The sequence below is a fragment of the Pseudomonas sp. SDO524_S393 genome (assembly GCF_054071875.1).
The window spans coordinates 113,838-138,220 of record NZ_JBSVVZ010000006.1 but is presented as its reverse complement, the minus strand read 5'-3'; the positions used below and the strand labels follow the sequence as shown (position 1 = coordinate 138,220).

The following is a 24,383-nucleotide window of genomic DNA, read 5'->3' as shown; positions in this document are numbered from 1 at the left end:
AACGTCAATAGAGCCAAACAACACCGCTCTACCAACTCCCTCCAGGCTTCGATGAACTGAAGCAACTCGCTTTCGAAACCTACTTAACTCATTGAAACCCAAGGAGTTTTCCGTTTCGACTGTGCCGGAAGTGGGGCGAATTATAGACAGATAAAATTCGCCGTCAACACCTGATTACGCTTTTGTTGCAGAAAGTGGTTTTTTCGCAATAACGCGGGGGATCCGCCGCATGACCGGTGGGACCCGAAGCACCAGAAGCAACGCACCTATGGATGCATAGATAGCCCACTCCTTCAGATCAGCCCGTACGATCCACAACATATGCAATAAACCAAGCCCCAGAACGACATATACCAAACGGTGTAATTTCTTCCAGCGGTTGCCCAGTCGACGCTGGCTGTAACGATTCGAAGTCACCGCCAGCATCAGCAATGATAGAAATCCCAAGGTACCCACAATGATGTAAGGCCGCTTACGCAATTCCACACCCAATTGCGACCAATCCAAACCAAGCACAAAGACACAGTAAGCAGCCAGGTGCAGCACGACATAGGCAAAACACCACAACCCAAGTTGCCGACGCACAGCGATCCAGCCCGCCCACCCGCTTAGCCTCTGCAGCGGCGTCATTGCGAGAGTAATCAGTAACAGAATCAACGTGCCGAGCCCCAGCCGATCGACCAGCACCTTGCCCGGATCCGGCCCCAGAACAGAACTCCATGCTTCATAGAGCCATAACAGTGGCCATATCGCCGCAGCTATAAAGACGCCTATGCGCCAGACCGGATAACGCATCAGTAGTTCTTCCGCAGATCGAGGCCGGTATAAAGAGACGCCACCTCATCCGAGTAGCCGTTGAACATTTGCGTCTCGCGCACATTGGGACTGAACAACCCACTCGGCAGACGGCGTTCCCGGGCTTGAGTCCAGCGCGGATGGTCTACCGTAGGGTTCACATTCGCATAAAAGCCATACTCGTCCGCAGCAATGCTCTGCCAAGTGGTTTTCGGCTGTTCGCTCACAAGACTGATGCGGACAATGGACTTCACACTCTTGAAGCCATACTTCCATGGCACGACCAAACGCAGCGGCGCGCCATTCTGGTTAGGCAGTTCGCGCCCGTACATCCCCACGGCCAGAATCGCCAAAGGATTCATCGCCTCATCCAATCGCAAGCCTTCTACATAAGGCCAATCGATCAAGCCAAAACTCGACCTCTGCCCCGGCATGCTCTTGGGATCCTGGAGCGTTTCAAAACGAATGTATTTGGCCTTTGAGGTTGGCTCAACCTGCTTGAGCAGCGCCGAGATCGGAAAACCGATCCATGGAATAACCATTGACCACGCCTCGACACAGCGCAGACGGTAGATGCGCTCTTCCAACTGATAGGGCTTCATGAAGTCTTCCAGGGCATATCGGCCTGGCTTCGCGACTTCGCCGTCAATCACAACACTCCACGGCTCGGTCTTGAGCGACCCCGCATTGGTCGCTGGATCGCCCTTGCCTGTACCGAACTCATAGAAGTTGTTGTAGTGGGTCGCATCCTTGAAAGGAGTGACGGCCTCATCCTTTACTGTCACCGCCTGCCATTTGGCGCCCGACAGTTTATCGGCAAACCAGCCAGGTGCCCTCCCTGGCTCGACATCCGCATAGCGCGAAGCATCATTCGCACTGGCCCAACGCGGCAAACTGCCGGCGGCGAGACCGGCAAGCGCACCACCCAGCACACTGCGACGAGAAAGATAGAAAGATTCGGGGGTAACCTCCGATTCGTGACTATCGGACACTCTAGGGACTTTGATTAACATGGCAACTCCGCAGCATTGGAGGACAGATGCACCAATAGACTGCGGAGTATGGGGGAAATTACATTAAGGCAACGTTTTGTCGCGACGAAGATGCAACAGATACTGCACCGGGCCGGACGCAGCATAAATCAGGAATGCCAACAACAGAATGCGGGGCGGATCACTGAAAACCACGGCAAACACCAGCACGACTGCAAGGATCGCCACAAACGGCACGCGCCCCTTGAGATCCAGCTCCTTGAAGCTGTTGTACTTGATGTTGCTGACCATCAGCATGCCGGCCGCCGCAACCATCAAGGCTACCAGGAAGGACATCTTGGAGCCCTGGATTCCGTAGTCACTGAACGCCCAGACGATACCCGCCACCACACCCGCTGCCGCAGGACTGGCCAAACCGATGAAGTAACGCTTGTCGGCAGTACCCACTTGGGTATTGAAGCGAGCCAGTCGCAACGCCGCGCCCGCCACATAGATGAATGCAACCATCCAGCCCACCTTGCCCATATCCCCAAGCGCCCAGGCAAACGCCAGCAATGCAGGCGCAACACCAAAGGCAACCATGTCCGACAGCGAATCGTATTCGGCGCCAAAAGCACTCTGGGTATTGGTCATCCGCGCCACACGGCCATCGAGACCGTCGAGCACCATGGCGACAAAAATGGCGATGGCAGCAAAACCGAAGTATTTGCTGGCACTCACCGCATCACCCGCTGCCAGCGCACTTTGGGCGCTCATGGAGTTGATGATGGAGTAGAACCCGGCAAACAGGTTCGCCGTGGTGAACAGGTTGGGCAGAAGATAGATGCCACGATGCCGGACCTTGCGACCTTCCGCATCGTGCCCTTCCTCGACATGCTCATCGATCGGCAGCAGGCTATCGGCGTCAGGAGCCTGACCTGGCTCTTCGGGACGTTCGCTCATGGACTTTACCTTGCAACGGTGTGAAAAGAATTCGACAAATACTTGCGGCGACTGTTCGCCCGCAAACGATGCAGCTTTATACCAGAACCCGCCCCCAAACGAAAAAACGCGGCCTAAGCCGCGTTTTCCCTTGATACGTACGACTTAGTTCTTGGCTTTGTCGACGATCTTGTTGGCACCGATCCACGGCATCATGGAGCGCAGTTGCTCGCCGATGATTTCGATACCGTGAGCGGCGTTGTTACGACGCTTGGCGGTCATCGAAGGGTAGCCGGTAGCGCCTTCGCTGATGAACATTTTGGCGTATTCGCCGTCCTGAATACGTTTCAGGGCGTTGCGCATAGCCTGACGGGACTCGGCGTTGATCACTTCCGGGCCGGTCACGTACTCGCCGTACTCGGCGTTGTTGGAGATCGAGTAGTTCATGTTGGCGATACCGCCTTCGTACATGAGGTCAACGATCAATTTCAGTTCGTGCAGGCACTCGAAGTAGGCCATTTCTGGCGCGTAGCCCGCTTCAACCAGGGTTTCGAAACCGGCTTTTACCAGCTCAACGGTACCGCCGCACAGAACGGCTTGCTCGCCGAACAGGTCGGTTTCAGTCTCGTCCTTGAAGGTGGTTTCGATGATGCCGGTACGACCGCCACCGACGCCAGCAGCGTAGGACAGTGCCACGTTCTTGGCGTTGCCCGATGCGTCCTGGTAGATCGCGATCAGGTCAGGGATACCGCCACCCTTGACGAACTCGGAACGCACGGTGTGGCCCGGAGCCTTCGGCGCGATCATGATCACGTCGAGGTCAGCACGCGGCACAACCTGGTTGTAGTGGATCGCGAAGCCGTGGGAGAAGGCCAGGGTGGCGCCTTTCTTGATGTTCGGCTCGATTTCGGTTTTGTACAGTTGGGACTGGAATTCGTCCGGGGTCAGGATCATGACCAGGTCTGCAGCCGCAACAGCGGAAGCCACGTCGGTGACTTTCAGGCCGTGAGCTTCAGCCTTGGCAACGGTAGCCGAGCCTTTACGCAGACCAACGGTTACATCAACGCCAGAATCTTTCAGGTTGCAAGCTTGTGCGTGACCCTGGGAGCCGTAGCCGATGATGGCGACTTTCTTGCCCTGGATGATCGACAGGTCACAATCTTTATCGTAATAAACTTTCATGAGGTTCCTCTATATATCCAGGCCGTAAGGCCATTCGCTAATTGGGTTAGATGCTGAGTACTTTGTCGCCACGGGCAATCCCGGTGACGCCACTGCGTACGGTTTCCAGAATCGAGGCCGTCCCGATCGACTGGATGAAGCTGTCCAGCTTGTCGCTTGTACCGGTCAATTGAACGGTATAAACGCTGGCACTCACATCGACGATCTGCCCGCGATAGATGTCGGTAGTCCGTTTGATCTCGGCACGTTGAGCACCCGTGGCCTTGACCTTGACCAGCATCAGCTCGCGCTCGATGTGGGCACTTTCCGACAGGTCGACCAGCTTGACCACTTCGATCAGCTTGTTGAGGTTCTTGGTGATCTGCTCGATCACCTCATCGTGGCCTACGGTGGTCAACGTCAACCGCGACAGGGTCGGGTCTTCGGTCGGGGCCACGGTCAGGCTTTCGATGTTGTAGTTGCGTTGCGAAAACAGGCCGACAACACGAGACAGAGCGCCGGGTTCGTTCTCCAGAAGCAGGGAGATAATGTGCCGCATGATTAAGTACGCTCCGTCTTGTTCAGCCACATGTCGCGCATAGAGCCGTCTTTGATCTGCATCGGGTAGACGTGCTCGCTGGTATCCACCTGAATATCGATGAACACCAGGCGGTCCTTCATGGCGAACGCCTCTTCCATCTTCGGCTTCAGATCTTTCAGATCGGTGATGCGAATGCCGACGTGGCCATAGGCTTCAACCAACTTGACGAAATCTGGCAGCGATTCCATGTAGGAATGGGAGTGACGGCTGTTGTAGCTCATGTCCTGCCATTGGCGAACCATGCCCAGCACACCGTTGTTCAGGCAGACGATCTTCACCGGAAGACCGTACTGCAGGCATGTCGACAGCTCCTGGATATTCATCTGAATACTGCCTTCACCCGTGACGCACGCGACATCGGCGTCCGGGAAGCTCAGTTTCACGCCCATGGCCGCCGGGAAACCAAAGCCCATCGTGCCCAGGCCACCGGAGTTGATCCAGCGGTTAGGCTTGTCGAACTTGTAGTACTGCGCGGCGAACATCTGGTGCTGGCCCACGTCAGAGGTCACAAAGGCGTCGCCCTTGGTCACTTCGCACAGGGTCTCGATCACGGTTTGTGGCTTGATGATGCTGCCGTCGCCCTTGTCGTAAGGGAACAGGCCGCGATCACCGCGCCATTCGTCGATCTGCTTCCACCAACTGGCAACGGACTCCTTGTTCGGCGTCTCGCCGATGTCCTTCAGCGCAGCAACCATCTCGGTCAATACGCTTTCCACAGGACCTACAATCGGCACGTCGGCCTTGATGGTCTTGGAGATGGACGCCGGATCGATGTCGATGTGGATGATCTTGGCGTTCGGGCAGAACTTGCTCGCACCGTTGATCACCCGGTCATCGAAGCGTGCGCCCACAGCCAGGATCACATCAGCGTGGTGCATCGCCAAGTTGGCGGTGTAGCTGCCATGCATGCCGAGCATGCCGACGAACTGACGGTCAGAGCCCGGGAACGCACCAAGGCCCATCAGGGTGTTGGTCACTGGCAGGTTGAGCATCTTGGCCAGTTCGGTCAGCGGTGCGGAACCGCCACCCAGAATCACGCCACCCCCCGAGTACAACACAGGGCGCTTGGCCGCCAGAAGCATTTCTGCCGCTTTGCGGATTTGCCCCGAATGTCCACGAACGGCCGGGCTGTAGGAGCGCAGCTTGGCTTTCTTCGGGAAGATGTATTCGAATTTTTCAGCCGGGTTGGTCATGTCTTTCGGCACATCGACCACCACAGGGCCCGGGCGACCGGACTGGGCAAGGTAGAAGGCCTTTTTCATGACTTCCGGGATTTCCGATGGATGCTTGATCATGAAGCTGTGTTTCACGATCGGCCGGGAGATACCGATCATGTCGGTTTCCTGGAATGCATCGGTACCCACCATAGTGCTGGGCACCTGGCCGGAGATGATCACCATCGGGATGGAGTCCATATACGCAGTCGCGATGCCGGTGATGGCATTCGTTGCGCCTGGGCCGGACGTTACCAGTACCACACCGGCTTTACCGGTGGCACGGGCGTAACCGTCAGCCATATGGGTTGCAGCCTGTTCGTGACGAACCAGGATGTGAGTAACAGCCGGCTCCTTGAACAGTGCGTCATAAACATGCAGCAGAGCACCACCTGGGTACCCGTAGATATAGTCGACGCCTTCGTCACGCAAAAAGCGGACGAGCATCTCACCACCAGATAAAAGCTCCACGTTGTTCACCTCTAAAACGCCAGAATACCGTCCGTTGAAAACCGACGGGTCTTAATAGGTTTACTTCTCAACAGAGCATGAGCGACGGTGGTCGCCGACTACGTCAGCACTGACTGAGCAAGTATTGGGATCGTCCCAAGTGTTGCGGGCTTTTCCCACCCAGCGCGAGGTAACGCGTTGCGGGTGTTACAGGTCGGCGCGGATATGCGCCTCATGATCTGCTGAGCGGGCCTGCTTCTGGCAGTCCCGATACAGCGGACTTTGGATTCTTCTGTTTCAGGCCCTTCAAGTCAAGCAATAATTGCGCTTTTTTCCAACTAAGCGCATGAGAACGTAGAAGAAAGGGCTCTGAGGAGGGATAAAACTCGCCTGAATGTCGTCAAGCGGTAGAAATATGCGCAAGACTGCCGAAAAACCCGGCAGTCAGGCAATTAACGAGCGTCGGCAATCAGTTGGTCGAACTTTTTCAGCGCATTTCGCAACCCAAGGCTCTTTTGTGGCTGATCGGCATAGACCATGTTGGCCATTTCCAGAATCCCCGACGCATTGGGCAACGGCAGATCCTGCTCGAGAATCTGCTTCATGCGCACGAGGAAAATCCATTGCAGCCATTGGTTGAAATCCAGGGTATCCACCGCGAACGGCTCGACACTGGCGAGCGCCTCGGCGCTGGGAGACACTTCGTCCCACCAGTCTTGCACGCGCAATTCGCGTTCGATCAGCAACAGCTGTTCGGCAATCGCTAGAAAACGCGCATCCATCAGAGGCTGACCTTGGCTTTCTGTCGGGCCTGGGCAGCACCCGCAGCATCGCCCTGTGCCGCCCGCGCATCACCGATCAGGGCCCACAAACTGGCCTGCAGATCGGGACGCCCATTGGCCAGCGTGAGCCCACGACGAGCAAACTGCTCGGCTTGTGGCGCATCGCCCTGGGCCATCCGCACCTGAGCCAGACGGTACAGCACCTGCGGTTCACGCGGTGCCACACGCTGGGCGCGCTCAAGACTCGACGAGGCGCCGTTCAAATCACCACCGGCCTGCTGTTGCTGGGCGGTGGTGAGCAAGGCCAGTACCGGACCATCCAGTTGCTCGTCAGCTGACAGGCCGCCAGAGCTGGACGACGGGATACCGCTCGGGGTCGAGGGCATGTTGTAAGTACCCTGATTGATCGGCGCGGTTTGAATCGGCGTGGAGTCGATAGGCCCCGAAGTGCCTGGCCCCGGCCTCCAAGGCTCGGCACTGATTGGCGCGGATGTCGCCGCACCGCCGCCCGGCACCATGACCACTACGCCCGAATCCTGCGGCACCGCCTGGGTTGCCTGCACTGGGCGCTTGGTGACGGTCTGACGGAAGCCGCCATTGGCCGAAATTCGATCGTTATTGGAGACGGCTGTGCTTGAATCCACCACAGGAATCGAACCGCGCTCCACGCTGGCGCAACCATTGAGCAAAGCCAGAGCTGTAATAGCTGGAATCCACCACTTGTTCACATGAAACCCTCTTTGCTTAATTCATCCAGCCCTTGACCCAGTCCATCACCGACTCCGCCGGGGCGTTACCTCCGCAGGCTGCACCGGGTGGCGGTTCGCTGCCGCGAATATACGGCATCTGCACCGCGCCCGGACAGTTGGCATCAGAGCCTTGGCCGGTGTGGGGATCAATCCAGGCCTGCACAATATTGTCCGGCTGCGGCATGTTCAACGGCAGCGGGTCGGCCTTGCGCATGAAACTGGTCCAGACCTGCAACGCGCCGGTGGCGCCGGTAAACGGCGTCTTGCCGTTGTCATCACGCCCCAGCCACACCACCGCCAGCACATCTTGGCCAAAGCCTGCAAACCAGCTGTCACGCGAGTCGTTACTCGTACCGGTTTTGCCGGCCAATGTCAGGTTCGAGGGCAGCACCTTATAGACGGAGCTGCCGGTACCTTCGCGCATTACGCGCTGCATGGCGTTCTGGATCAGGTAGATGGAGCCGGCATCGAAGCGCTGTTGAATCTGGAACGGATAGCGCTTGAGCGGCTCACCTTCGGCCGTCAGTACGCTGCGAATCCCGCGCATCGGCGTATTGAACCCACCGTTGGCAAGGGTCTGGTACATGGTCGCGACTTCCATCGGCGTCATCGCTCCCGCCCCCAGCAGGATCGACGGGAATGCCGGAAACTCACGAGAGATCCCCAACCGACCCAGGGTCTTCAGAACATTCGGGACTCCCACATCCAGCCCAAGACGCGAGGTGGAAATGTTGTAGGAATGCGCCAGCCCCTGGTACAGAAAGACGGTGCCATGGGAACGACGGTCAAAGTTCTGCGGCGTCCACACCTGACCATCAGCCCCTTTGACCGACAGTGGGTCATCCGACAGCCAACTGGTCAGCGTGTATTTGCTGGGTTTTTCCAGGGCAGTCAGATAAACCGCGGGCTTGACCAGCGAACCGATCGGCCGCACGGCATCCAGCGCACGGTTAAAGCCTGCGAAACTGGCCTGGCGGCTGCCGATCATGGCCTGGACCTCACCCGTTTCCGGGTTGGTCACGACCATGGCGGCTTCAACGTCATCCGCACCTTTGCGGCCGGTCAGGCGCTTGAAGGTGTCGTTGACCGAAGCCTCGGCTTTCATCTGCAGAATAGGATCGAAACTGGTGAAGATCCGCAGCCCTTCCTCGGTCAAGTCTTCGTCTCGGTAATCTTCACGCAGTTGGCGCTTGACCAGATCGATGAAGCCTGGGAACGAGCTGTCCGCCAGCTTGCCGCGACTGGTCACACCCAGTGGCATTTTCTTCGCCGCCGCGACCTGCTCGGCGGTAGCAACGCCCTGCTGTTCCAACACATCGAGCACCAGATTGCGACGCTCCAGGGCGCGCTCCGGATTGCGGCGCGGATTGTAATAGGAGGGCCCCTTCACCATACCGACCAGCAACGCCACTTGATGCAACTTCAGCTCGGACAGCGGCTGGCCAAAGAAAAACTGGCTGGCCAGGCCAAAACCGTGCACGGCACGCTGGCCATCCTGACCAACGAATACCTCGTTGAGGTAGGCCTCGAGAATTTCCTGCTTGCTGTAATGCAGCTCAAGCAGCATCGCCATCATGGCTTCGGTCAGCTTGCGGGTCAGGCTGCGCTCGTTGGTCAGATAGAAGTTCTTCACCAACTGCTGAGTCAGCGTACTGCCGCCCTGGGTCATCTTGCCGCCGGAGGTATTGACCCAGATGGCACGGGCAATTGATTTCGGCGATACACCCCAGTGGCTATAGAAGTCGCGGTCCTCTACAGCGACCAGGGTTTCCAACAGATAAGGCGGCACCTGATCGAGCTTGATCAGGATGCGATCTTCAAGGTTCTTGGGATAAATACCGCCGATCAACAGCGGTTCCAGTCGCACCACCGGCAACTTGGAGCCGTTGAGCGATGACAGCTCGGCGACATAGTCACCGGAGAAGCGCACGCGCACCGGCTGGGCTTTTTCCAGGCCTTCATAGAACTGGAAACCCCGGGTATTGAGGTCGACGGTATTACCGCTCACCGCAGCGGCGCCCGGGCCGTTGGACACCGGTTCGCGACGATAGCCCAGGGCGTCGAGTTCAGTGAGGAAATCATCCTTGCTCAGCTTCTGGCCGGTGAACAACTCCAGTGGGCGCGCGTACACCTTGGCCGGAATAGTCCAGCGCTTGCCGGAGAACTTCTCCTGCACCACGGCATCGAGGTACACCGCAAAGCCTGCGAGCACCACAAGGCCTACAAGGCCGAGCTTGAGCGCCCAGCCCAGCCACGGGCGCAGGCTGCGGGAGGGAGGTTTTTTACGGGAACGGGGAGATCGGGTTCGAGTCATGGCGGCGGATTATACGCACTTTATTGATGATCAACATGAGCCGGACAGCGGTTTGCACGACCGGCTGCAGCGGCCATAATGCATGCCACGTTTTCTCCCAGACTCTGAAGGATCGCCCGTGAGCCAGTCACTGATTGCTGCCCTGCAAAACCCGGCGTTGTACCCCCATCCGGTTGAATCATTCCAAGTCATCGAAACCCATATCTCCTGGGTCGTGCTCACCGGCCCTTACGCTTATAAATTGAAGAAACCGATGAACTTCGGCTTTCTCGACTTCACCTCCCTCGAAAGCCGCGGCCACTTCTGCAACGAAGAGCTGCGCCTCAACCAACGCCTGACCGAAGATTTGTATCTGGACGTGCTGCCGATCACCGGTACTGCCGAGGCCCCGCAATTGGGCGGCGAAGGTCCGGTCATCGAGTACGCGCTGAAAATGCGCCAGTTCCCGCAAAGCCAACTGCTCAGCACCCTACAAGCCAATGGCGAACTGACCAGCGCACACATCGACGAGATGGCCAGGCAGATTGCACAGTTCCACCTCGCGGCCCCGAAAGTGCCGCAAGAACACCCGGCTGGCACGCCGGACGAAGTGATGGCGCCGGTGCGACAGAACTTCGAACAAATCCGCCCGTTCCTCAGCGACAAAGCTGACCTCGTGCAACTTGAAGCCCTGCAGGCCTGGGCCGAAAGCAGCTTCGAGCGCCTCAAGCCACTGCTCGAACAACGCAAGCGCGATGGCTTCACCCGCGAATGCCATGGCGATATCCACTTGGGCAACGCCACCTTGATCGATGGGAATGTGGTGATTTTCGACTGCATCGAGTTCAACGAACCCTTCCGCTTCACCGATGTGTATGCCGACACTGGCTTCCTGGCCATGGACCTGGAAGACCGCGGCCTCAAATCCCTGGCGCGCCGCTTTGTCAGCCAATATCTGGAGTTGACGGGCGACTATCAAGGTCTTGAGGTGCTGAACTTCTACAAAGCCTACCGTGCACTGGTACGAGCCAAGGTCGCGCTGTTCAGCATGCCAAGCGAGGCAAGCCCGGTGCAACGAGCCACCACCCTGCGCCAGTACCGCAATTACGCGAACCTCGCGGAAAGCTACAGCACCATTCCGTCGCGTTTCCTCGCAGTCACGCACGGCGTCTCGGCTGTAGGCAAAAGCCAGGTCTCGATGCGACTGGTGGAAGCTTTGGGCGCCGTGCGCCTGCGTTCGGACGTTGAACGCAAGCGCTTGTTTGGTGAACAACAAGTGGAAAACACTCCACAAGCCGGCATTTATGCATCCGATGCAAGTACAGCGACCTACGCTCGCCTGAATGAAATTGCCGATACCGTGCTGCGTGCAGGCTTCCCCGTGGTGCTGGATGCCACCTTCCTGAAACAGGAACAGCGCAGCGCCGCCGCGAAAGTGGCCGAAGCCACTGGCGCGCCGTTCCTGATTTTGGATTGCAACGCACCACAGACTGTTATCGCTAGCTGGTTGGCGCAACGCCAGGCGGATAAGAACGACCCTTCCGACGCAACACTGGCGGTTATTGAGGAGCAACAAGCCAACCGTGAGCCCTTGACCGCTGAAGAACTGCTTCTCAGCCATCGTGTAGAGACCAATGAAAGCGGGACGCTTGACGCATTGGTAGCGCGTATCCGCCAGCGTCTGCCGGGCTTGTAAGAAATATTTCTTGGTCGTGTCGTCTAGTTAGGCGCACGACCGAGCAATAGTGGCACTATAATGGCGTCATAAAACCAACAGGTGCCGCCATCATGAGTCAGCCGAAGCTTCTTGATACTCCGCTCTACTCGCTCCTGCATAAAGACGATATCCGCGGCTTCAACCAGGAGCGCCCCAAAGATGGCGCCATTGACATGCGTGGTGGCGACTTCCGTGGTCTGGACCTGCGTGAACTGAACGCCACCGGGGTGGATTTCACCGATGCGTACTTTCGCTCCGCCGATTTGCGCGGCCTGGACCTGCGTGACTGCTCACTGGAAGGCGCCAGTTTGGCCCATGCGCAGATTTCAGGCGCTTACTTCCCGCCTGAGCTGACCGCCGACGAGATCCTCATGTCGGTCAACTTCGGTACTCGCCTGCGCTACCGCACCAAGTAAAGATCATCAGCGGCGTCCGACTGTGCTCACCGCGCAGCGGGCGCTTCATGTCTGCTGTCCGTCAATCCATAGCACCATTCTTATAAGCTTTTGGACCGCTTCTGACCAAAGAACCACGCTTTTCCTACTGAGCGCTACACTCCTTTCAGGCTTGCCTGGTCACGATACCCACCGCACCATTCGGCCGTCGCAAGGAGGCTTGATGAACGATGAGCTGCAACACCTGAAAAACCTTGGCAAGACGTCGGCGCAATGGCTGCATGCGGTGGGCATCCACAGTGCCTCCGACTTGCGTCGCCTGGGGGCGGTCGATGCCTACCGCGCCGTACGGACCCGTGGGTTCCGTGCGTCGAAAGTGCTGCTGTATGCAATCGAAGGAGCGTTGATGGATGTGCACTGGAACGATATTCCCGCCGAGCGCAAGGACGCATTGAATCGCCAGCTGGATGCCATTTCAACGCGGCAGAAAAATTAGATCGAACGGCCATAACCAACGTTTAAAGGCATTCCGAACGACCGTTTGAGAAAAACACGAGATCACACGAAAACAAACGTTGACTCACAAATGAGAATCGTTATGATTATCACAACTGGTCGCGAGATCAGCCGATAACTGAAAGACCATTGGTTCGGACTCTCAGATTATCTCCTCATCAGGCTAATCACGGTTATTTGACCCGGCTTTTGCCGGGTCTTTTTTTGCCTGTAGAAAGCTGTCCGCAAGACACCCTGCTTAGCGTGCAATGATCAACGGATGCCCACGCTCCGGATGCGACTGCACCAATACATCCAAACCGAATACGGCTTTGAGCAATTCAGGCTGCATCACTTGGAACGGCGTATCCAACGCGCGGGGACGTCCCTCCTCCAGCAGCAGAATCCGGTCACAGTAACGGGCTGCCAGGTTCAAGTCGTGAAGAATAACCAACACGGCTGCTCCCCGGTCGGCGAAGGTACGAATGGCCTGCAGGGTGGTGTGTTGATGCAAGGGATCCAGCATCGACGTCGGCTCATCCAGCAACAACGTTTGCCCCGCTTCCCCCGGCCATAACTGCGCGAGAACCCGTGCCAGGTGAACGCGTTGGCGCTCACCGCCCGATAACGCTAGGTAGCTGCGGCCGCTTAAATGCCCGACATCCGCCGAGTTCAGGGCCGAATGGATAATCTCATCGTCACGCACCCGACCGGTCTGGTGAGGCAAACGGCCCATGCCGACAACTTCCTCCACGCGAAAAGCAAAATCCAGAGTCGATGTCTGCGGCAATACCGCCAGACGCTGAGCGCGCTGCGGCCCACTCCAGTCTCTCAGCGCGCGCCGATCAAGCCACACGTTGCCTTCATCAGGATGCAACTCGCCGCACAGCGCGCCCAGCAATGTGCTTTTGCCGGCGCCATTGGGGCCGAGCACACCCAGCACCTCACCAGGCAGCAACTCAAGGGTGATATCCGACAACACGGTTTTTTGGCCACGACGGATCTGCAGCGCTTCGACTCGCAGCATCAGGCACGTCCCCGTAACAACAAGTAAAGGAAGAAAGGTGCACCGATAAACGCCGTCACAATACCGATCGGCAGCTCGGCCGGCGCGAGGGCAAGCCTCGCTACCAGATCGGCAAACAACAATAAACTCGCACCGGCCAATACCGAAGCCGGCAGCAACACACGGTGATCAGGCCCCGCCAGCAGGCGCACCAGATGCGGCACAACCAGCCCGACAAAACCAATCATGCCCGCCGCTGCCACCGCCGCCCCCACACCCAGTGCGGTGCACAACACCAACTCACGCTTGAGCCCCTCAACGTCAATCCCAAGATGGTTGGCCTCGGACTCTCCGAGCAGCAACGCATTCAGCGCCTTGGCCCGGCGCGGCAGCCACAGCGCCACACCCGCGCTGACCAGCAATAAGGGCCACAACCGGGCATAGCTGGCGCCGTTGAGGCTGCCCAGGTTCCAGAACGTCAGGGTGCGCAACGTGGCGTCGTCGGCCAGATAGGTAAATAACCCTACCGCCGAACTGGCGAGGGCGGTCAGCGCGATGCCGGCAAGCAACATGGTGGCAACGTTGGTCTGCCCGTTACGTCGTCCCAACCGATAGACCAGCGCGGTCACACCCAGACCACCGAGAAACGCACACAATGACAGCAGATAGGGCCCGAACGCGTCGGGCAAACCACCAAAAAATGCACCGCCGACAATGGCGATTGCCGCCCCTAATGCCGCGCCACTGGAAACCCCGACCAGCCCAGGATCCGCCAACGGGTTGCGAAACAACCCCTGCATCGCCACGCCAGACAATGCCAGCACGCCGCCCACCGCCAGCCCCAGCAATGTACGTGGTAGACGAATCTGCCCCAGAATGAGTTCGGCCTGCTCCAACCCCTGCGCATTGATAGGTGCCCCCATCATGCGCAGCGCCGCCCGGAGCGTGTCCAGCAAGGGCAGGCTCACCGGCCCCAGAGCCAGAGAAAGCCAGGTGGCCAGCACGCAAAGCAGTGCCAACCCGATGAACAATGTTTGCGGCTTAACCAGAGTGGTCATGGGGTGGGCTTGGCCTGAGACGGGTAAAACCCGGCAGACAGCTTCACAAGACTTTGCGGCAGACGTGGCCCCAACCCTCCCACCAACAATGTCGGGTCCAACTCAAACACGCGATCATTTTTGGCCGCCGGCGTGGAAGCCAGGATCGGGTTCTCCTTGAACAACGCCGCACGCGCCGCATCACCGGTAAGGGCACGATCAGCAAACACCAGCACATCCGGGCTCAGCCCCGCCAGCGACTCCACCGAAAACGGTTTGTAACCCGTATGAGTCGCCAGGTTATGGCCGCCCGCCTGCTGTAGCAACCAATCTGCCGCCGTGTCCTTGCCCGCGATCAAAGGCTTGCCACCGGCGTGACCGAGCAGCAACAGGACCCCGGGTGCCTTTTGCGTGGCCTGGGCCTTGACCACCCATTTCGCCTGCTGATCGAGTGCCTGCTCATAACCGCTAAACAATTCGTTGGCCTTGGCGTCGCTGCCCAGCAATTTGCCCAAGTGCTCCAAGGTGGTTTTCAAGGTCGGCAGGTCCGGCTGTGCCGAGAACAATTCCACCTGCACGCCCGCGCTGCGAATCTGGGCCAGCACCGGCGGCGGCCCCATTTCCTCGGTACCGATCAATATTTGCGGACGCAGGCTGAGAATGCCTTCTGCCGACAGCTGCCGCTGATAACCAATGCTTGGTAATGCCTTCAGGGAGTCAGGATGCTGAGTGGTGGTATCGACCCCCACCAGCTTCGGCTCACCACCCAGGGCTGTCACCCACTCCGAAAGCGCCCCACCGGCACTCACCCAACGTTGTGGCAGTTCTGAGGCGTGCGCCCCGTGATTGACCAGCAGTCCGACAACAAGCGCAATTGCGCTGGCACTCAGGCGCATAACAGGGTTTCCTTCCAAGGGCAGAGCCACTCGAACGCTCACGGGTGTGACAGAGAAGCCCTCTCTGGCATCGTATTGAGCGCCCGGTCAGCTAACGGGCGAAGCCGGCATTTGATAATTGTTTGCATTTGAACGTCAAGGCACTTAAGGATTGAAATGAAGTTTCTCTGCCCCTCCGATGCCCTCGCGCCCGACAGCAGCCTCGGGTTTGAGATCGATGGCTGCAAATTGCTGGCTGTTCGACGGGACGGCATCGCCTACTTCTACATCAACCGCTGTCCCCATCGTGGCATCCCATTGGAATGGCAACCCGATCGATTCCTGGATTCAAGTGCCAGCCTGATCCAGTGCGCCACCCACGGTGCGCTGTTCCTCATCGAAAGCGGCGAGTGCATCGCCGGACCATGCACCGGTCAACACCTCACCGCCCTGCCCGGTCGCGAAGATACCCAAGGCCTTTGGGTACAACTCTAGTCACCGAGCAGCACCTCCAACCGACGATCCACGCACACTTCCTCCGGCGTGACCCGCACGCCGTAGGCCAACACCTCTACGCCCGCTGATTTGGCCTCGCGCAGCGCTGCCGCATAACCCGCATCGATTTCCACCGCCGGGCGCACGGCATCAATTCCCGAAAGATTGACGCAATACAACTGCACCGCCCGCACGCCTTCGCGCGCCAGGTGAGCCAGCTCGCGCAGATGCTTGGCGCCGCGCTGGGTCACCGCATCCGGGAAAGCCGCCACCGAAGAGCCATCAAAGCCCAAGGTGACACTTTTGACTTCGACATAAGCTGACCCTGTCGGGTAATCCAGACGAAAATCAATGCGGCTCTTTTCCTGCCCATACGGCACTTCGCGCTTCAAAAGCGTGAACCCTTCAAGCTCGGTGATCACTCCGGCATGCAACGCCTCTTCGACCAATTGATTGGCACGCGCCGTATTCACGCACGCCAAACGTCCTTGGGGCGTTTCAGCGATTTCCCAGGTGCCCGGCAGTTTGCGTTTCGGATCATTGGAGCGACTGAACCAGACTTGGCCACCCTCCACCATGCAATTCAGCATCGAACCAGTGTTCGGGCAGTGAATGGTGATGAACTCGCCGGTAACGGTTTCGATATCGGCAAGAAATCGCTTGTAGCGGCGAATCAGCCGCCCTTCTTCGAGGGGAGGATAAAAACGCATCAGCCTTGCCAACTCCGCAAGCCACGGGCGATTCGTTCCACCGCTTCCTGTAGCCGCTCCAGGTTTTGCGTGTAGGCAAAGCGCACGTGGTGGCCAGCCTGATAGCGACCGAAATCCAGCCCCGGCGTGAATGCCACATGTTCGGTTTCAAGGAAATGACGGCAAAACGCGAAGGCATCACCGCCAAACGCGCTGATATCGGCATACAAATAGAACGCCCCTTCCGGCTCCACGGCGATACCGAACCCCAGCTCGCGCAACGCAGGTAGCAGGAAGTCACGCCGACGGCCAAACTCGGCGCGACGCTCTTCCAGAATGCTCAGGGTTTGCGGGGCAAAACAGGCCAGCGCGGCATGCTGGGCCATGCTCGGCGCGCTGATGTACAGGTTTTGCGCCAGTTTTTCCAATTCGCCCACTGCGGCAGGTGGCGCCACCAGCCAACCCAGGCGCCAGCCGGTCATGCCGAAATACTTCGAAAAACTATTTAAGACGAAGGCCTCATCATCCACCTCAAGCACACTGGCAGCATCGGTGCCGTAGGTGAGGCCATGGTAAATTTCGTCCACGACCAAATGGCCATTGCGGGCCTTGATGGCATGCGACAGGCTCGCCAATTCGTCCCGTGTCAGAATCGTACCGGTAGGGTTCGCCGGCGAGGCAACCAGTGCGCCCACGGTGTCCTGGTCCCAGTGCCGGCCCACCAGATCGGCGGTCAACTGATAGCGCACATCAGGCCCCACTGGCACCAATTGGGCCGCCCCCTCCACCAAACGCAGAAAGTGCCGGTTACAGGGATAACCCGGGTCCGCCAGCAGCCAATGCTTGCCCGGATCCACCAACAGGCTGCTCGCCAGCAGCAACGCGCCCGAGCCGCCCGGGGTGATCAGGATGCGCTCGGGATCCACCTTCAGCCCGTAACGCTGCGCGTAAAAACCGCTGATGGCCTCGCGCAGTTCAGGCAGGCCGCGGGCGGCGGTGTAGCGCGTCTTGCCACTGGCCAGCGCCGCCTGACCGGCCTGGATGATCGGCTCGGCGGTGGTGAAGTCCGGCTCGCCGATTTCCAGGTGAATCACATCATGACCGGCCGCCTGCAACTCGTTGGCCCGCGCCAGCAGCGCCATGACGTGAAACGGTTCGATGGCGCGACTGCGCGCACTGTAGGGCTGAGCCATTAGCCTTCCTTAACGGGGTAAGTACAAAGCATCGATTCTACCCAACCGGGCGCATAACGCCCGCTCTATTGCCACACACCTTCCTCGGGGAATCGGGCAAGCCCCGCCAGAACGACTAAAATCAACATTCAAGGCAGCGCCCTTCGGCTTGCAGGTGTTTGCAGCCCCCGCAAGGTGGGGGCTCGACAACCGGGAGTGGCGCACCCCGAATCTATCTGGTAAGTTCGCCCGCTTGCAGCCGCAGGGCCGGCAGGTGTCGGTAACGTTGCAATCCTGCGCAATGGATTAGAAGAGTGAGAGGCGGTCTATTCATGTCCACCCAAGCAAAGCAACAGCAATCCTCAGGCCTCAGTGGCTTCACACCCTATGTTGAGGCAAAGGGTGAGGAGTACATGAGTGAGCCCATGCGCAAGCACTTCTCCAACATTCTGAAGAAGTGGAAACAGGACTTGATGCAGGAAGTCGACCGCACGGTAGACCACATGAAGGACGAAGCCGCCAACTTCCCGGATCCGGCCGACCGTGCCAGCCAGGAAGAGGAGTTCGCCCTTGAACTGCGTGCCCGCGATCGCGAGCGCAAGCTGATCAAGAAAATCGACAAGACACTGCAACTGATCGAAGACGAAGAATACGGCTGGTGTGAATCCTGCGGCGTCGAGATCGGTATCCGTCGCCTGGAAGCCCGCCCAACCGCGGACCTCTGCGTAGACTGCAAGACCTTGGCTGAAATCAAGGAAAAACAGGTCGGCAAATAATCCTGCCGAGCTGAACGAATGGGGCGTGCGAACGCCCCATTTTTGTTTCTGGCGTTTACCGATTTTCCAGTACTATCCGGCCCATGACAGCTTCTACCTATATCGGGCGTTTCGCCCCTACGCCCAGCGGCCATTTGCACTTCGGCTCGCTGGTTGCCGCCCTCGCCTCCTACCTCGACGCGCGTGCCAACCAAGGCCGCTGGCTCATGCGCATGGAGGACCTCGATCCGCCTCGCGAAGAACCCGGCGCCCAGGCCGCGATTCTCCATGCCCTGGAAAGCTATGGCTTCGAGTGGGACGGTGAACTGGTCCGACAAAGCGAGCGGCATGAAGCCTACGCCAAAGTGTTGAACGATATGTTCAACCACGGTCTGGCCTATGCCTGCACCTGTTCACGCAAACAACTTGAACCCTACAGCGGAATTTACCCGGGCCTGTGCCGCAATGCCGGCCATGACCAGCACGACGCAGCCATCCGTTTGCGCGTACCCGAACTGACCTATCACTTTACCGACCGCGTACAGGGTGAATTCCGACAGCATCTGGGCCGTGACGTGGGCGACTTCGTCATCCGTCGCCGTGACGGTCTGTACGCCTACCAGTTGGCAGTGGTTCTTGACGATGCCTGGCAGGGCATCACCGATATCGTGCGCGGTGCCGACCTGCTGGACTCCACGCCTCGCCAGCTCTACCTGCAGGAACTGCTGGGGCTGCGCCAGCCGCGCTACCTGCATGTACCGCTGATCGTCCAGCCGGACGGTAACAAACTGGGCAAATCCTACCGCTCACCGCCGCTGACACCCGACCAGGCCACCCCACTGCTCCTGCGGGCGCTGCGTGCACTGGGCCAGCAACCGGGCGATGAACTGCGCTACGCCAGCCCACGGGAACTGCTGGACTGGGGCATCCGTCACTGGGATGCTTCACAGATCCCGCGCACACTCACCCTGGCCGAAGCGCAACTGAGCTGAAGGCGCTTGCAGCTTGCCAGCCATCCGTTACCATCGCCGCAGTTTTTCAATCAGAGGCCAACATGTACATCTATCGATTGGTCCTGCTGCTGGTCGTCGGGATCTACCTGTTTTCCCCCGCCATCATGGACTGGTGGATCGACGCCACCGGCGCCTGGTATCGCCCGTATCTGCTGTGGCTGATCCTGATCGTCGTGACCTTTATCCTGCAGAGCCAAAAAGATGCCGATGAGCTTTAGCCTCACCCAGATGCTGCTGATCAGCGCCGCCTACCTGGCCGCGCTGTTCGGAGTGGCCTGGATCAGTGAGCGCGGAATGATTCCGCGGGCGATCATTCGCCATCCGTTGACCTACACCTTGTCCCTGGGGGTGTACGCCAGCGCCTGGGCGTTCTATGGCACCGTGGGCCTGGCCTACCAATATGGCTATGGGTTTCTCTCCAGCTACCTCGGCGTGTCCGGGGCCTTCCTGCTGGCACCGGTGCTGCTGTATCCCATCCTCAAAATCACCCGCACCTATCAGCTGTCGTCCCTGGCCGACCTGTTTGCGTTTCGCTTTCGCAGCACCTGGGCCGGCGCGCTGACCACGGTGTTCATGCTGATCGGCGTATTGCCGTTGCTGGCACTGCAAATCCAGGCCGTGGCCGACTCCATCAGCATCCTCACCCGCGAGCCGGTGCAGCATCGGGTTGCCCTGAGCTTCTGTGCGCTGATCACACTGTTCACGATTTTCTTCGGCTCACGCCATATCGCCACCCGCGAGAAACACGAAGGGCTGGTGTTCGCGATTGCCTTCGAATCGGTAATCAAGTTGATCGCCATCGGCGGCGTCGGGGTGTATGCGCTCTACGGCGTGTTCGACGGTCCGCAGCAACTGGAGCTCTGGCTGCTGCAAAATCAGACCGCCCTCGCCGCCCTGCATACCCCTTTGCAGGAAGGCCCCTGGCGCACCTTGCTACTGGTGTTCTTTGCCTCGGCCATCGTGATGCCCCACATGTATCACATGACGTTCACCGAGAACCTCAACCCGCGCTCGCTGGTCAGCGCCAGTTGGGGCTTGCCGCTGTTCCTGCTGTTGATGAGCCTGGCGGTGCCATTGATTCTGTGGGCCGGCCTGAAACTGGGCGCTACCACCAACCCCGAGTATTTCACCCTGGGCATCGGCATCGCGGCCAATAGCCCTGCTTTGGCGCTGCTGGCTTATGTCGGCGGCTTGTCGGCGGCCAGCGGCCTGATCATTGTCACCACCCTGGCACTGTCGGGCATGGCGCTCAATCACCTGGTGCTGCCGCTGTATCAGCCGCCTGCCGAGGGCAACATCTATCGCTGGCTGAAATGGACGCGGCGCGCGCTGATCGTCGCGATCATCATGGCCGGCTATGGTTTCTACCTGCTGCTGGGCGCCGGCCAAGACCTGGCCAACCTGGGTATCGTCGCGTTCGTTGCTACCTTGCAGTTCCTGCCGGGCGTGCTCTCGGTACTGTACTGGCCGACCGCCAATCGCCGTGGCTTCATTGCCGGGTTGCTGGCCGGCATCCTGGTCTGGGTCGTCACCATGCTGCTGCCGCTGGTCGGCAACTTGCAGGGTTTCTACATTCCGCTGCTCAACATGATTTACGTGCTGGACGACACCAGTTGGCACATGGCGGCGATCGCCTCCCTGGCCGCCAACGTGCTGATGTTCACCTTGATCTCGCTGTTTACCAACGTCAGCCCGGAAGAAACCAGTGCCGCCGAAGCCTGCGCAGTGGATAACGTGCGCCGTCCGCAACGTCGCGAACTGCATGCCGCGTCACCCCAGGAGTTCGCCACGCAACTGGCCAAGCCTCTCGGCGCCAAGGCTGCGCAAAAAGAAGTCGAACAGGCGCTGCGCGACCTTTACCTGCCATTCGACGAACGCCGCCCCTACGCGCTGCGTCGCCTGCGTGACCGGATCGAGGCCAACCTTTCCGGCCTGATGGGCCCCAGCGTGTCGCAGGACATGGTGGAAACCTTCTTGCCCTACAAGGCCGGCGGGGAAAACTACGTCACCGAGGACATCCATTTCATCGAGAGCCGGCTGGAGGATTACCATTCGCGCCTCACCGGCCTTGCCGCCGAACTGGATGCCTTGCGCCGCTACCACCGCCAGACACTGCAGGAACTGCCGATGGGCGTCTGCTCCCTGGCCAAGGATCAAGAGATCCTGATGTGGAACAAGGCCATGGAAGAACTCACGGGCATTGCGGCCCAGCGCGTGGTGGGTTCGCGTCTCAATACCTTGGGCGAGCCCTGGAAAGAACTGCTGCAGGGATTCATCAACCTGCCCGACGAGCACTTGCACAAACAGCACCTGGCCCTCGACGGCCAGACCCGCTGGCTCAACCTGCACAAAGCGGCCATCGACGAACCGCTGGCACCGGGTAACAGCGGCCTGGTGTTGCTGGTGGAAGACCTGACCGAAACCCAGATGCTCGAAGACAAGCTGGTGCATTCCGAACGACTCGCCAGCATCGGTCGCCTGGCGGCTGGTGTGGCCCATGAAATCGGCAATCCGATCACCGGTATCGCCTGCCTCGCACAAAACCTGCGCGAAGAGCGCGAAGACGACGGCGAAATCACTGAAATCAGCGGGCAGATCCTCGAGCAGACCAAGCGGGTCTCGCGCATCGTGCAGTCGCTGATGAGCTTTGCCCACGCCGGTGCCCACCAGAATCAGGACGAATCGGTGTGCCTGGCCGAAGTGGCGCAGGACGCCATTGGTCTGCTGGCGTTGAACCGGCGCAATTTCGAAGTGCAGTTTTTCAACCTGTGCGACCCCGAACACTGGGTGGATGGCGACTCGCAACGTCTGGCCCAAGTACTGATCAACCTGCTGTCCAACGCCCGCGACGCGACACCCGCGGGGGGCGCGGTACGCGTCAAGACCGAGGCTTTCGAACATACGGTCGATCTGATCGTCGAAGATGAAGGTAGCGGTATTCCACAGAACATCATGGACCGATTGTTCGAACCCTTCTTCACCACCAAGGACCCGGGTGAAGGAACCGGTCTGGGCCTTGCACTGGTCTATTCCATCGTTGAAGAGCATTATGGACAAATCACCATCGACAGCCCGGCTGACCCAGAAAGCCAACGCGGCACCCGTATTCGGGTGACCTTGCCGCGTCATGTCGAAGCGACGTCCGCTGTGAACTGAGACCGTCGAGAGAATTGAATCAATGCCGCACATTTTGATCGTCGAAGACGAAACCATTATCCGCTCTGCCTTGCGTCGCCTGCTTGAACGTAATCAGTACCAGGTCAGCGAAGCCGGCTCGGTGCAGGAAGCCCAGGAGCGTTTCAGCATCCCTACGTTCGACCTGATTGTCAGTGACCTGCGCCTGCCGGGTGCGCCTGGCACCGAGTTGATCAAGCTTGGCCAAGGCACTCCGGTGCTGATCATGACCAGCTACGCCAGCCTGCGCTCGGCGGTGGACTCCATGAAGATGGGCGCGGTGGATTACATCGCCAAGCCGTTCGATCATGATGAAATGCTCCAGGCCGTGGCGCGCATCCTGCGTGACCGTCAGTCGGCCAGCAGCGCGCCCGCCGAGCAGCGTCCGGCAGGCAAAGCTGCCGACAAGCCGGGAGTCGACAACAGCAACGGCGAAATCGGCATCATCGGCTCCTGCCCTCCGATGCAGGACCTGTACGGTAAAATCCGCAAAGTCGCGCCAACCGACTCAAATGTACTGATCCAGGGCGAATCCGGGACCGGCAAGGAACTGGTGGCCCGTGCCCTGCACAACCTGTCCAAACGCGCCAAGGCGCCGATGATTTCGGTGAACTGCGCAGCCATCCCCGAGTCCTTGATCGAATCCGAGCTGTTCGGCCACGAGAAAGGCGCCTTTACCGGCGCGAGCGCCGGGCGAGCGGGCCTGGTGGAAGCCGCTGACGGCGGCACGCTGTTCCTCGATGAAATCGGCGAGTTGCCCCTCGAAGCCCAGGCACGCTTGCTGCGTGTGTTGCAGGAAGGTGAAATTCGCCGCGTGGGCTCGGTGCAATCGCAGAAAGTCGATGTGCGCCTGATCGCCGCCACCCACCGCGACCTGAAAAGCCTGGCCAAGGTCGGCCAGTTCCGTGAAGACCTGTATTACCGCCTGCACGTGATCGCGCTGAAGCTGCCGGCCCTGCGCGAGCGCGGTGCCGACGTCAACGAGATCGCCAACGCGTTCCTGCAACGTCAGAGCGCACGCATCAACCGCACTGACCTGAAGTTCGCGGCGGACGCCGAGCAGGCGATTCGGCATTACTCCTGGCCGGGTAACGTGCGGGAACTGGAGAACGCGGTCGAACGCGCGGTGATTCTGTCGGAAAGCGCGGAAATTTCCGCCGACCTGCTGGGTATCGACATCGAGCTGGGCGATCTGGAAGACGATGATTTCATCGGCCTGGCCCCGCAACAGGGCGGCGCCAGCAATACCAGCCACGAGCCGACGGAAGACCTGTCACTGGAAGACTACTTCCAGCATTTCGTCCTCGAACATCAAGACCATATGACCGAGACCGAACTGGCGCGCAAATTGGGTGTGAGCCGCAAGTGCCTGTGGGAACGGCGCCAGCGCCTGGGCATTCCACGGCGCAAGACCGGGGTCGCCAGCGAGAGCTGAGGCGCACGCCTCCACAGGTAACACCCTCAGATGTGAAAAAACTGTTACCGCGGATTTTTCACGTAACAAAAGCCGGGGCTTACGGTAACGAAACCCCGGCTTTTTTTCGTCCGCCAAAAATCTGAATCCTCCTCAACCCCCCGGTTTTGTTGGCCGGTGCAAAAGTT

At 59.2% G+C, this 24,383-nt stretch carries 23 protein-coding genes; 9 read left to right on the top strand and 14 right to left on the bottom strand.

Features of this window, described 5'->3' with window-relative positions; translation table 11 throughout:
* Positions 1 to 174 precede the first annotated feature (174 nt).
* The 9 genes from msrQ to mrcB all read right to left on the bottom strand — a co-directional run bounded on the left by msrQ (position 175) and on the right by mrcB (position 9,979).
* Positions 175 to 795, bottom strand: a complete 621-nt coding sequence (msrQ, locus tag ACW9IB_RS04930) for a protein-methionine-sulfoxide reductase heme-binding subunit MsrQ (RefSeq protein WP_457412578.1) — start codon at positions 793 to 795, stop codon at positions 175 to 177.
* A complete protein-coding gene (msrP, locus tag ACW9IB_RS04925) occupies positions 795 to 1,808 on the bottom strand; it encodes a protein-methionine-sulfoxide reductase catalytic subunit MsrP (protein ID WP_457412577.1) in 1,014 nt (337 codons plus the stop codon). The genes msrQ and msrP overlap by 1 nt, the downstream gene beginning before the upstream one ends.
* Before the next feature lie 63 nt (positions 1,809 to 1,871).
* The gene (pssA, locus tag ACW9IB_RS04920; RefSeq protein WP_457365795.1) at positions 1,872 to 2,729 is read right to left on the bottom strand and encodes a CDP-diacylglycerol--serine O-phosphatidyltransferase; all 858 of its coding nucleotides are present in this window, start codon (positions 2,727 to 2,729) and stop codon (positions 1,872 to 1,874) included.
* 144 nt (positions 2,730 to 2,873) lie between these two features.
* Entirely contained in the window at positions 2,874 to 3,890 is a 1,017-nt protein-coding gene (ilvC, locus tag ACW9IB_RS04915) for a ketol-acid reductoisomerase (protein ID WP_457365794.1), read from the bottom strand.
* 46 nt (positions 3,891 to 3,936) lie between these two features.
* Positions 3,937 to 4,428, bottom strand: coding sequence for an acetolactate synthase small subunit (gene ilvN / locus ACW9IB_RS04910; protein ID WP_003176102.1), 492 nt, complete (start codon positions 4,426 to 4,428; stop codon positions 3,937 to 3,939).
* Between the two features lie 2 nt (positions 4,429 to 4,430).
* On the bottom strand, positions 4,431 to 6,155 hold the full coding sequence (locus tag ACW9IB_RS04905; protein ID WP_457365793.1) for an acetolactate synthase 3 large subunit: 1,725 nt from the start codon (positions 6,153 to 6,155) through the stop codon (positions 4,431 to 4,433).
* A 431-nt stretch (positions 6,156 to 6,586) separates the two neighbouring features.
* The gene (locus ACW9IB_RS04900) at positions 6,587 to 6,916 is read right to left on the bottom strand and encodes a YqcC family protein (protein ID WP_457365792.1); all 330 of its coding nucleotides are present in this window, start codon (positions 6,914 to 6,916) and stop codon (positions 6,587 to 6,589) included.
* Positions 6,916 to 7,644: a tetratricopeptide repeat protein gene (locus tag ACW9IB_RS04895; RefSeq protein ID WP_457412576.1), complete on the bottom strand. Its 729-nt coding sequence runs from the start codon at positions 7,642 to 7,644 to the stop codon at positions 6,916 to 6,918. Before ACW9IB_RS04895 ends, ACW9IB_RS04900 begins: the two co-directional genes overlap by 1 nt.
* Before the next feature lie 16 nt (positions 7,645 to 7,660).
* The gene (gene mrcB / locus ACW9IB_RS04890; protein ID WP_457412574.1) at positions 7,661 to 9,979 is read right to left on the bottom strand and encodes a penicillin-binding protein 1B; all 2,319 of its coding nucleotides are present in this window, start codon (positions 9,977 to 9,979) and stop codon (positions 7,661 to 7,663) included.
* Between the two features lie 118 nt (positions 9,980 to 10,097).
* Between mrcB and ACW9IB_RS04885 the strand changes: the two genes are divergently transcribed.
* The 3 genes from ACW9IB_RS04885 (at position 10,098) to ACW9IB_RS04875 (ending at position 12,566) form a co-directional block, all read left to right on the top strand.
* Positions 10,098 to 11,654 (top strand): bifunctional aminoglycoside phosphotransferase/ATP-binding protein, encoded by a 1,557-nt coding sequence (locus tag ACW9IB_RS04885; protein WP_457412573.1) that lies wholly within the window; start codon positions 10,098 to 10,100, stop codon positions 11,652 to 11,654.
* A 92-nt stretch (positions 11,655 to 11,746) separates the two neighbouring features.
* Positions 11,747 to 12,091, top strand: a complete 345-nt coding sequence (locus ACW9IB_RS04880; RefSeq protein ID WP_135310628.1) for a pentapeptide repeat-containing protein — start codon at positions 11,747 to 11,749, stop codon at positions 12,089 to 12,091.
* 202 nt (positions 12,092 to 12,293) lie between these two features.
* Positions 12,294 to 12,566 (top strand): TfoX/Sxy family protein, encoded by a 273-nt coding sequence (locus ACW9IB_RS04875; RefSeq protein WP_457365788.1) that lies wholly within the window; start codon positions 12,294 to 12,296, stop codon positions 12,564 to 12,566.
* Positions 12,567 to 12,824: 258 nt separating this feature from the next.
* On the opposite strand, the gene ACW9IB_RS04870 is transcribed toward ACW9IB_RS04875, so the two are convergent.
* The 3 genes from ACW9IB_RS04870 to ACW9IB_RS04860 are packed head-to-tail and all read right to left on the bottom strand — an operon-like array spanning position 12,825 to position 15,504.
* Positions 12,825 to 13,592, bottom strand: a complete 768-nt coding sequence (locus ACW9IB_RS04870) for a heme ABC transporter ATP-binding protein (protein WP_457365787.1) — start codon at positions 13,590 to 13,592, stop codon at positions 12,825 to 12,827.
* Complete coding sequence (locus tag ACW9IB_RS04865) at positions 13,592 to 14,575, bottom strand: FecCD family ABC transporter permease (RefSeq protein WP_457365800.1); 984 nt, start codon at positions 14,573 to 14,575, stop codon at positions 13,592 to 13,594. The genes ACW9IB_RS04870 and ACW9IB_RS04865 overlap by 1 nt, the downstream gene beginning before the upstream one ends.
* A gap of 50 nt (positions 14,576 to 14,625) precedes the next feature.
* Positions 14,626 to 15,504 carry a heme/hemin ABC transporter substrate-binding protein gene (locus ACW9IB_RS04860; RefSeq protein ID WP_457412571.1) on the bottom strand — a complete coding sequence of 293 codons (879 nt, stop codon included), beginning with the start codon at positions 15,502 to 15,504 and terminating at the stop codon, positions 14,626 to 14,628.
* A 156-nt stretch (positions 15,505 to 15,660) separates the two neighbouring features.
* Here ACW9IB_RS04860 and ACW9IB_RS04855 point away from each other — a divergent pair, with 156 nt between their 5' ends.
* Positions 15,661 to 15,978: a Rieske (2Fe-2S) protein gene (locus ACW9IB_RS04855; RefSeq protein WP_457412569.1), complete on the top strand. Its 318-nt coding sequence runs from the start codon at positions 15,661 to 15,663 to the stop codon at positions 15,976 to 15,978.
* On the opposite strand, the gene sfsA is transcribed toward ACW9IB_RS04855, so the two are convergent.
* Positions 15,975 to 16,688, bottom strand: coding sequence for a DNA/RNA nuclease SfsA (gene sfsA, locus ACW9IB_RS04850; RefSeq protein ID WP_457365799.1), 714 nt, complete (start codon positions 16,686 to 16,688; stop codon positions 15,975 to 15,977). The two genes, ACW9IB_RS04855 and sfsA, sit on opposite strands and share 4 nt — an antisense overlap.
* Positions 16,688 to 17,860, bottom strand: coding sequence for a pyridoxal phosphate-dependent aminotransferase (locus tag ACW9IB_RS04845; protein WP_457412568.1), 1,173 nt, complete (start codon positions 17,858 to 17,860; stop codon positions 16,688 to 16,690). Before ACW9IB_RS04845 ends, sfsA begins: the two co-directional genes overlap by 1 nt.
* A gap of 311 nt (positions 17,861 to 18,171) precedes the next feature.
* Between ACW9IB_RS04845 and dksA the strand changes: the two genes are divergently transcribed.
* The 5 genes from dksA (at position 18,172) to ACW9IB_RS04820 (ending at position 24,216) form a co-directional block, all read left to right on the top strand.
* Positions 18,172 to 18,615: an RNA polymerase-binding protein DksA gene (gene dksA, locus ACW9IB_RS04840; protein WP_065910298.1), complete on the top strand. Its 444-nt coding sequence runs from the start codon at positions 18,172 to 18,174 to the stop codon at positions 18,613 to 18,615.
* Positions 18,616 to 18,698: 83 nt separating this feature from the next.
* Positions 18,699 to 19,586 carry a tRNA glutamyl-Q(34) synthetase GluQRS gene (gene gluQRS / locus ACW9IB_RS04835; protein WP_457412566.1) on the top strand — a complete coding sequence of 296 codons (888 nt, stop codon included), beginning with the start codon at positions 18,699 to 18,701 and terminating at the stop codon, positions 19,584 to 19,586.
* Positions 19,587 to 19,648: 62 nt separating this feature from the next.
* A complete protein-coding gene (locus tag ACW9IB_RS04830; protein ID WP_003176118.1) occupies positions 19,649 to 19,825 on the top strand; it encodes a hypothetical protein in 177 nt (58 codons plus the stop codon).
* Entirely contained in the window at positions 19,809 to 22,763 is a 2,955-nt protein-coding gene (locus ACW9IB_RS04825; RefSeq protein WP_457365782.1) for a sensor histidine kinase, read from the top strand. The genes ACW9IB_RS04830 and ACW9IB_RS04825 overlap by 17 nt, the downstream gene beginning before the upstream one ends.
* Before the next feature lie 22 nt (positions 22,764 to 22,785).
* Positions 22,786 to 24,216, top strand: a complete 1,431-nt coding sequence (locus ACW9IB_RS04820) for a sigma-54-dependent transcriptional regulator (RefSeq protein ID WP_457365781.1) — start codon at positions 22,786 to 22,788, stop codon at positions 24,214 to 24,216.
* Positions 24,217 to 24,383 lie beyond the last annotated feature (167 nt).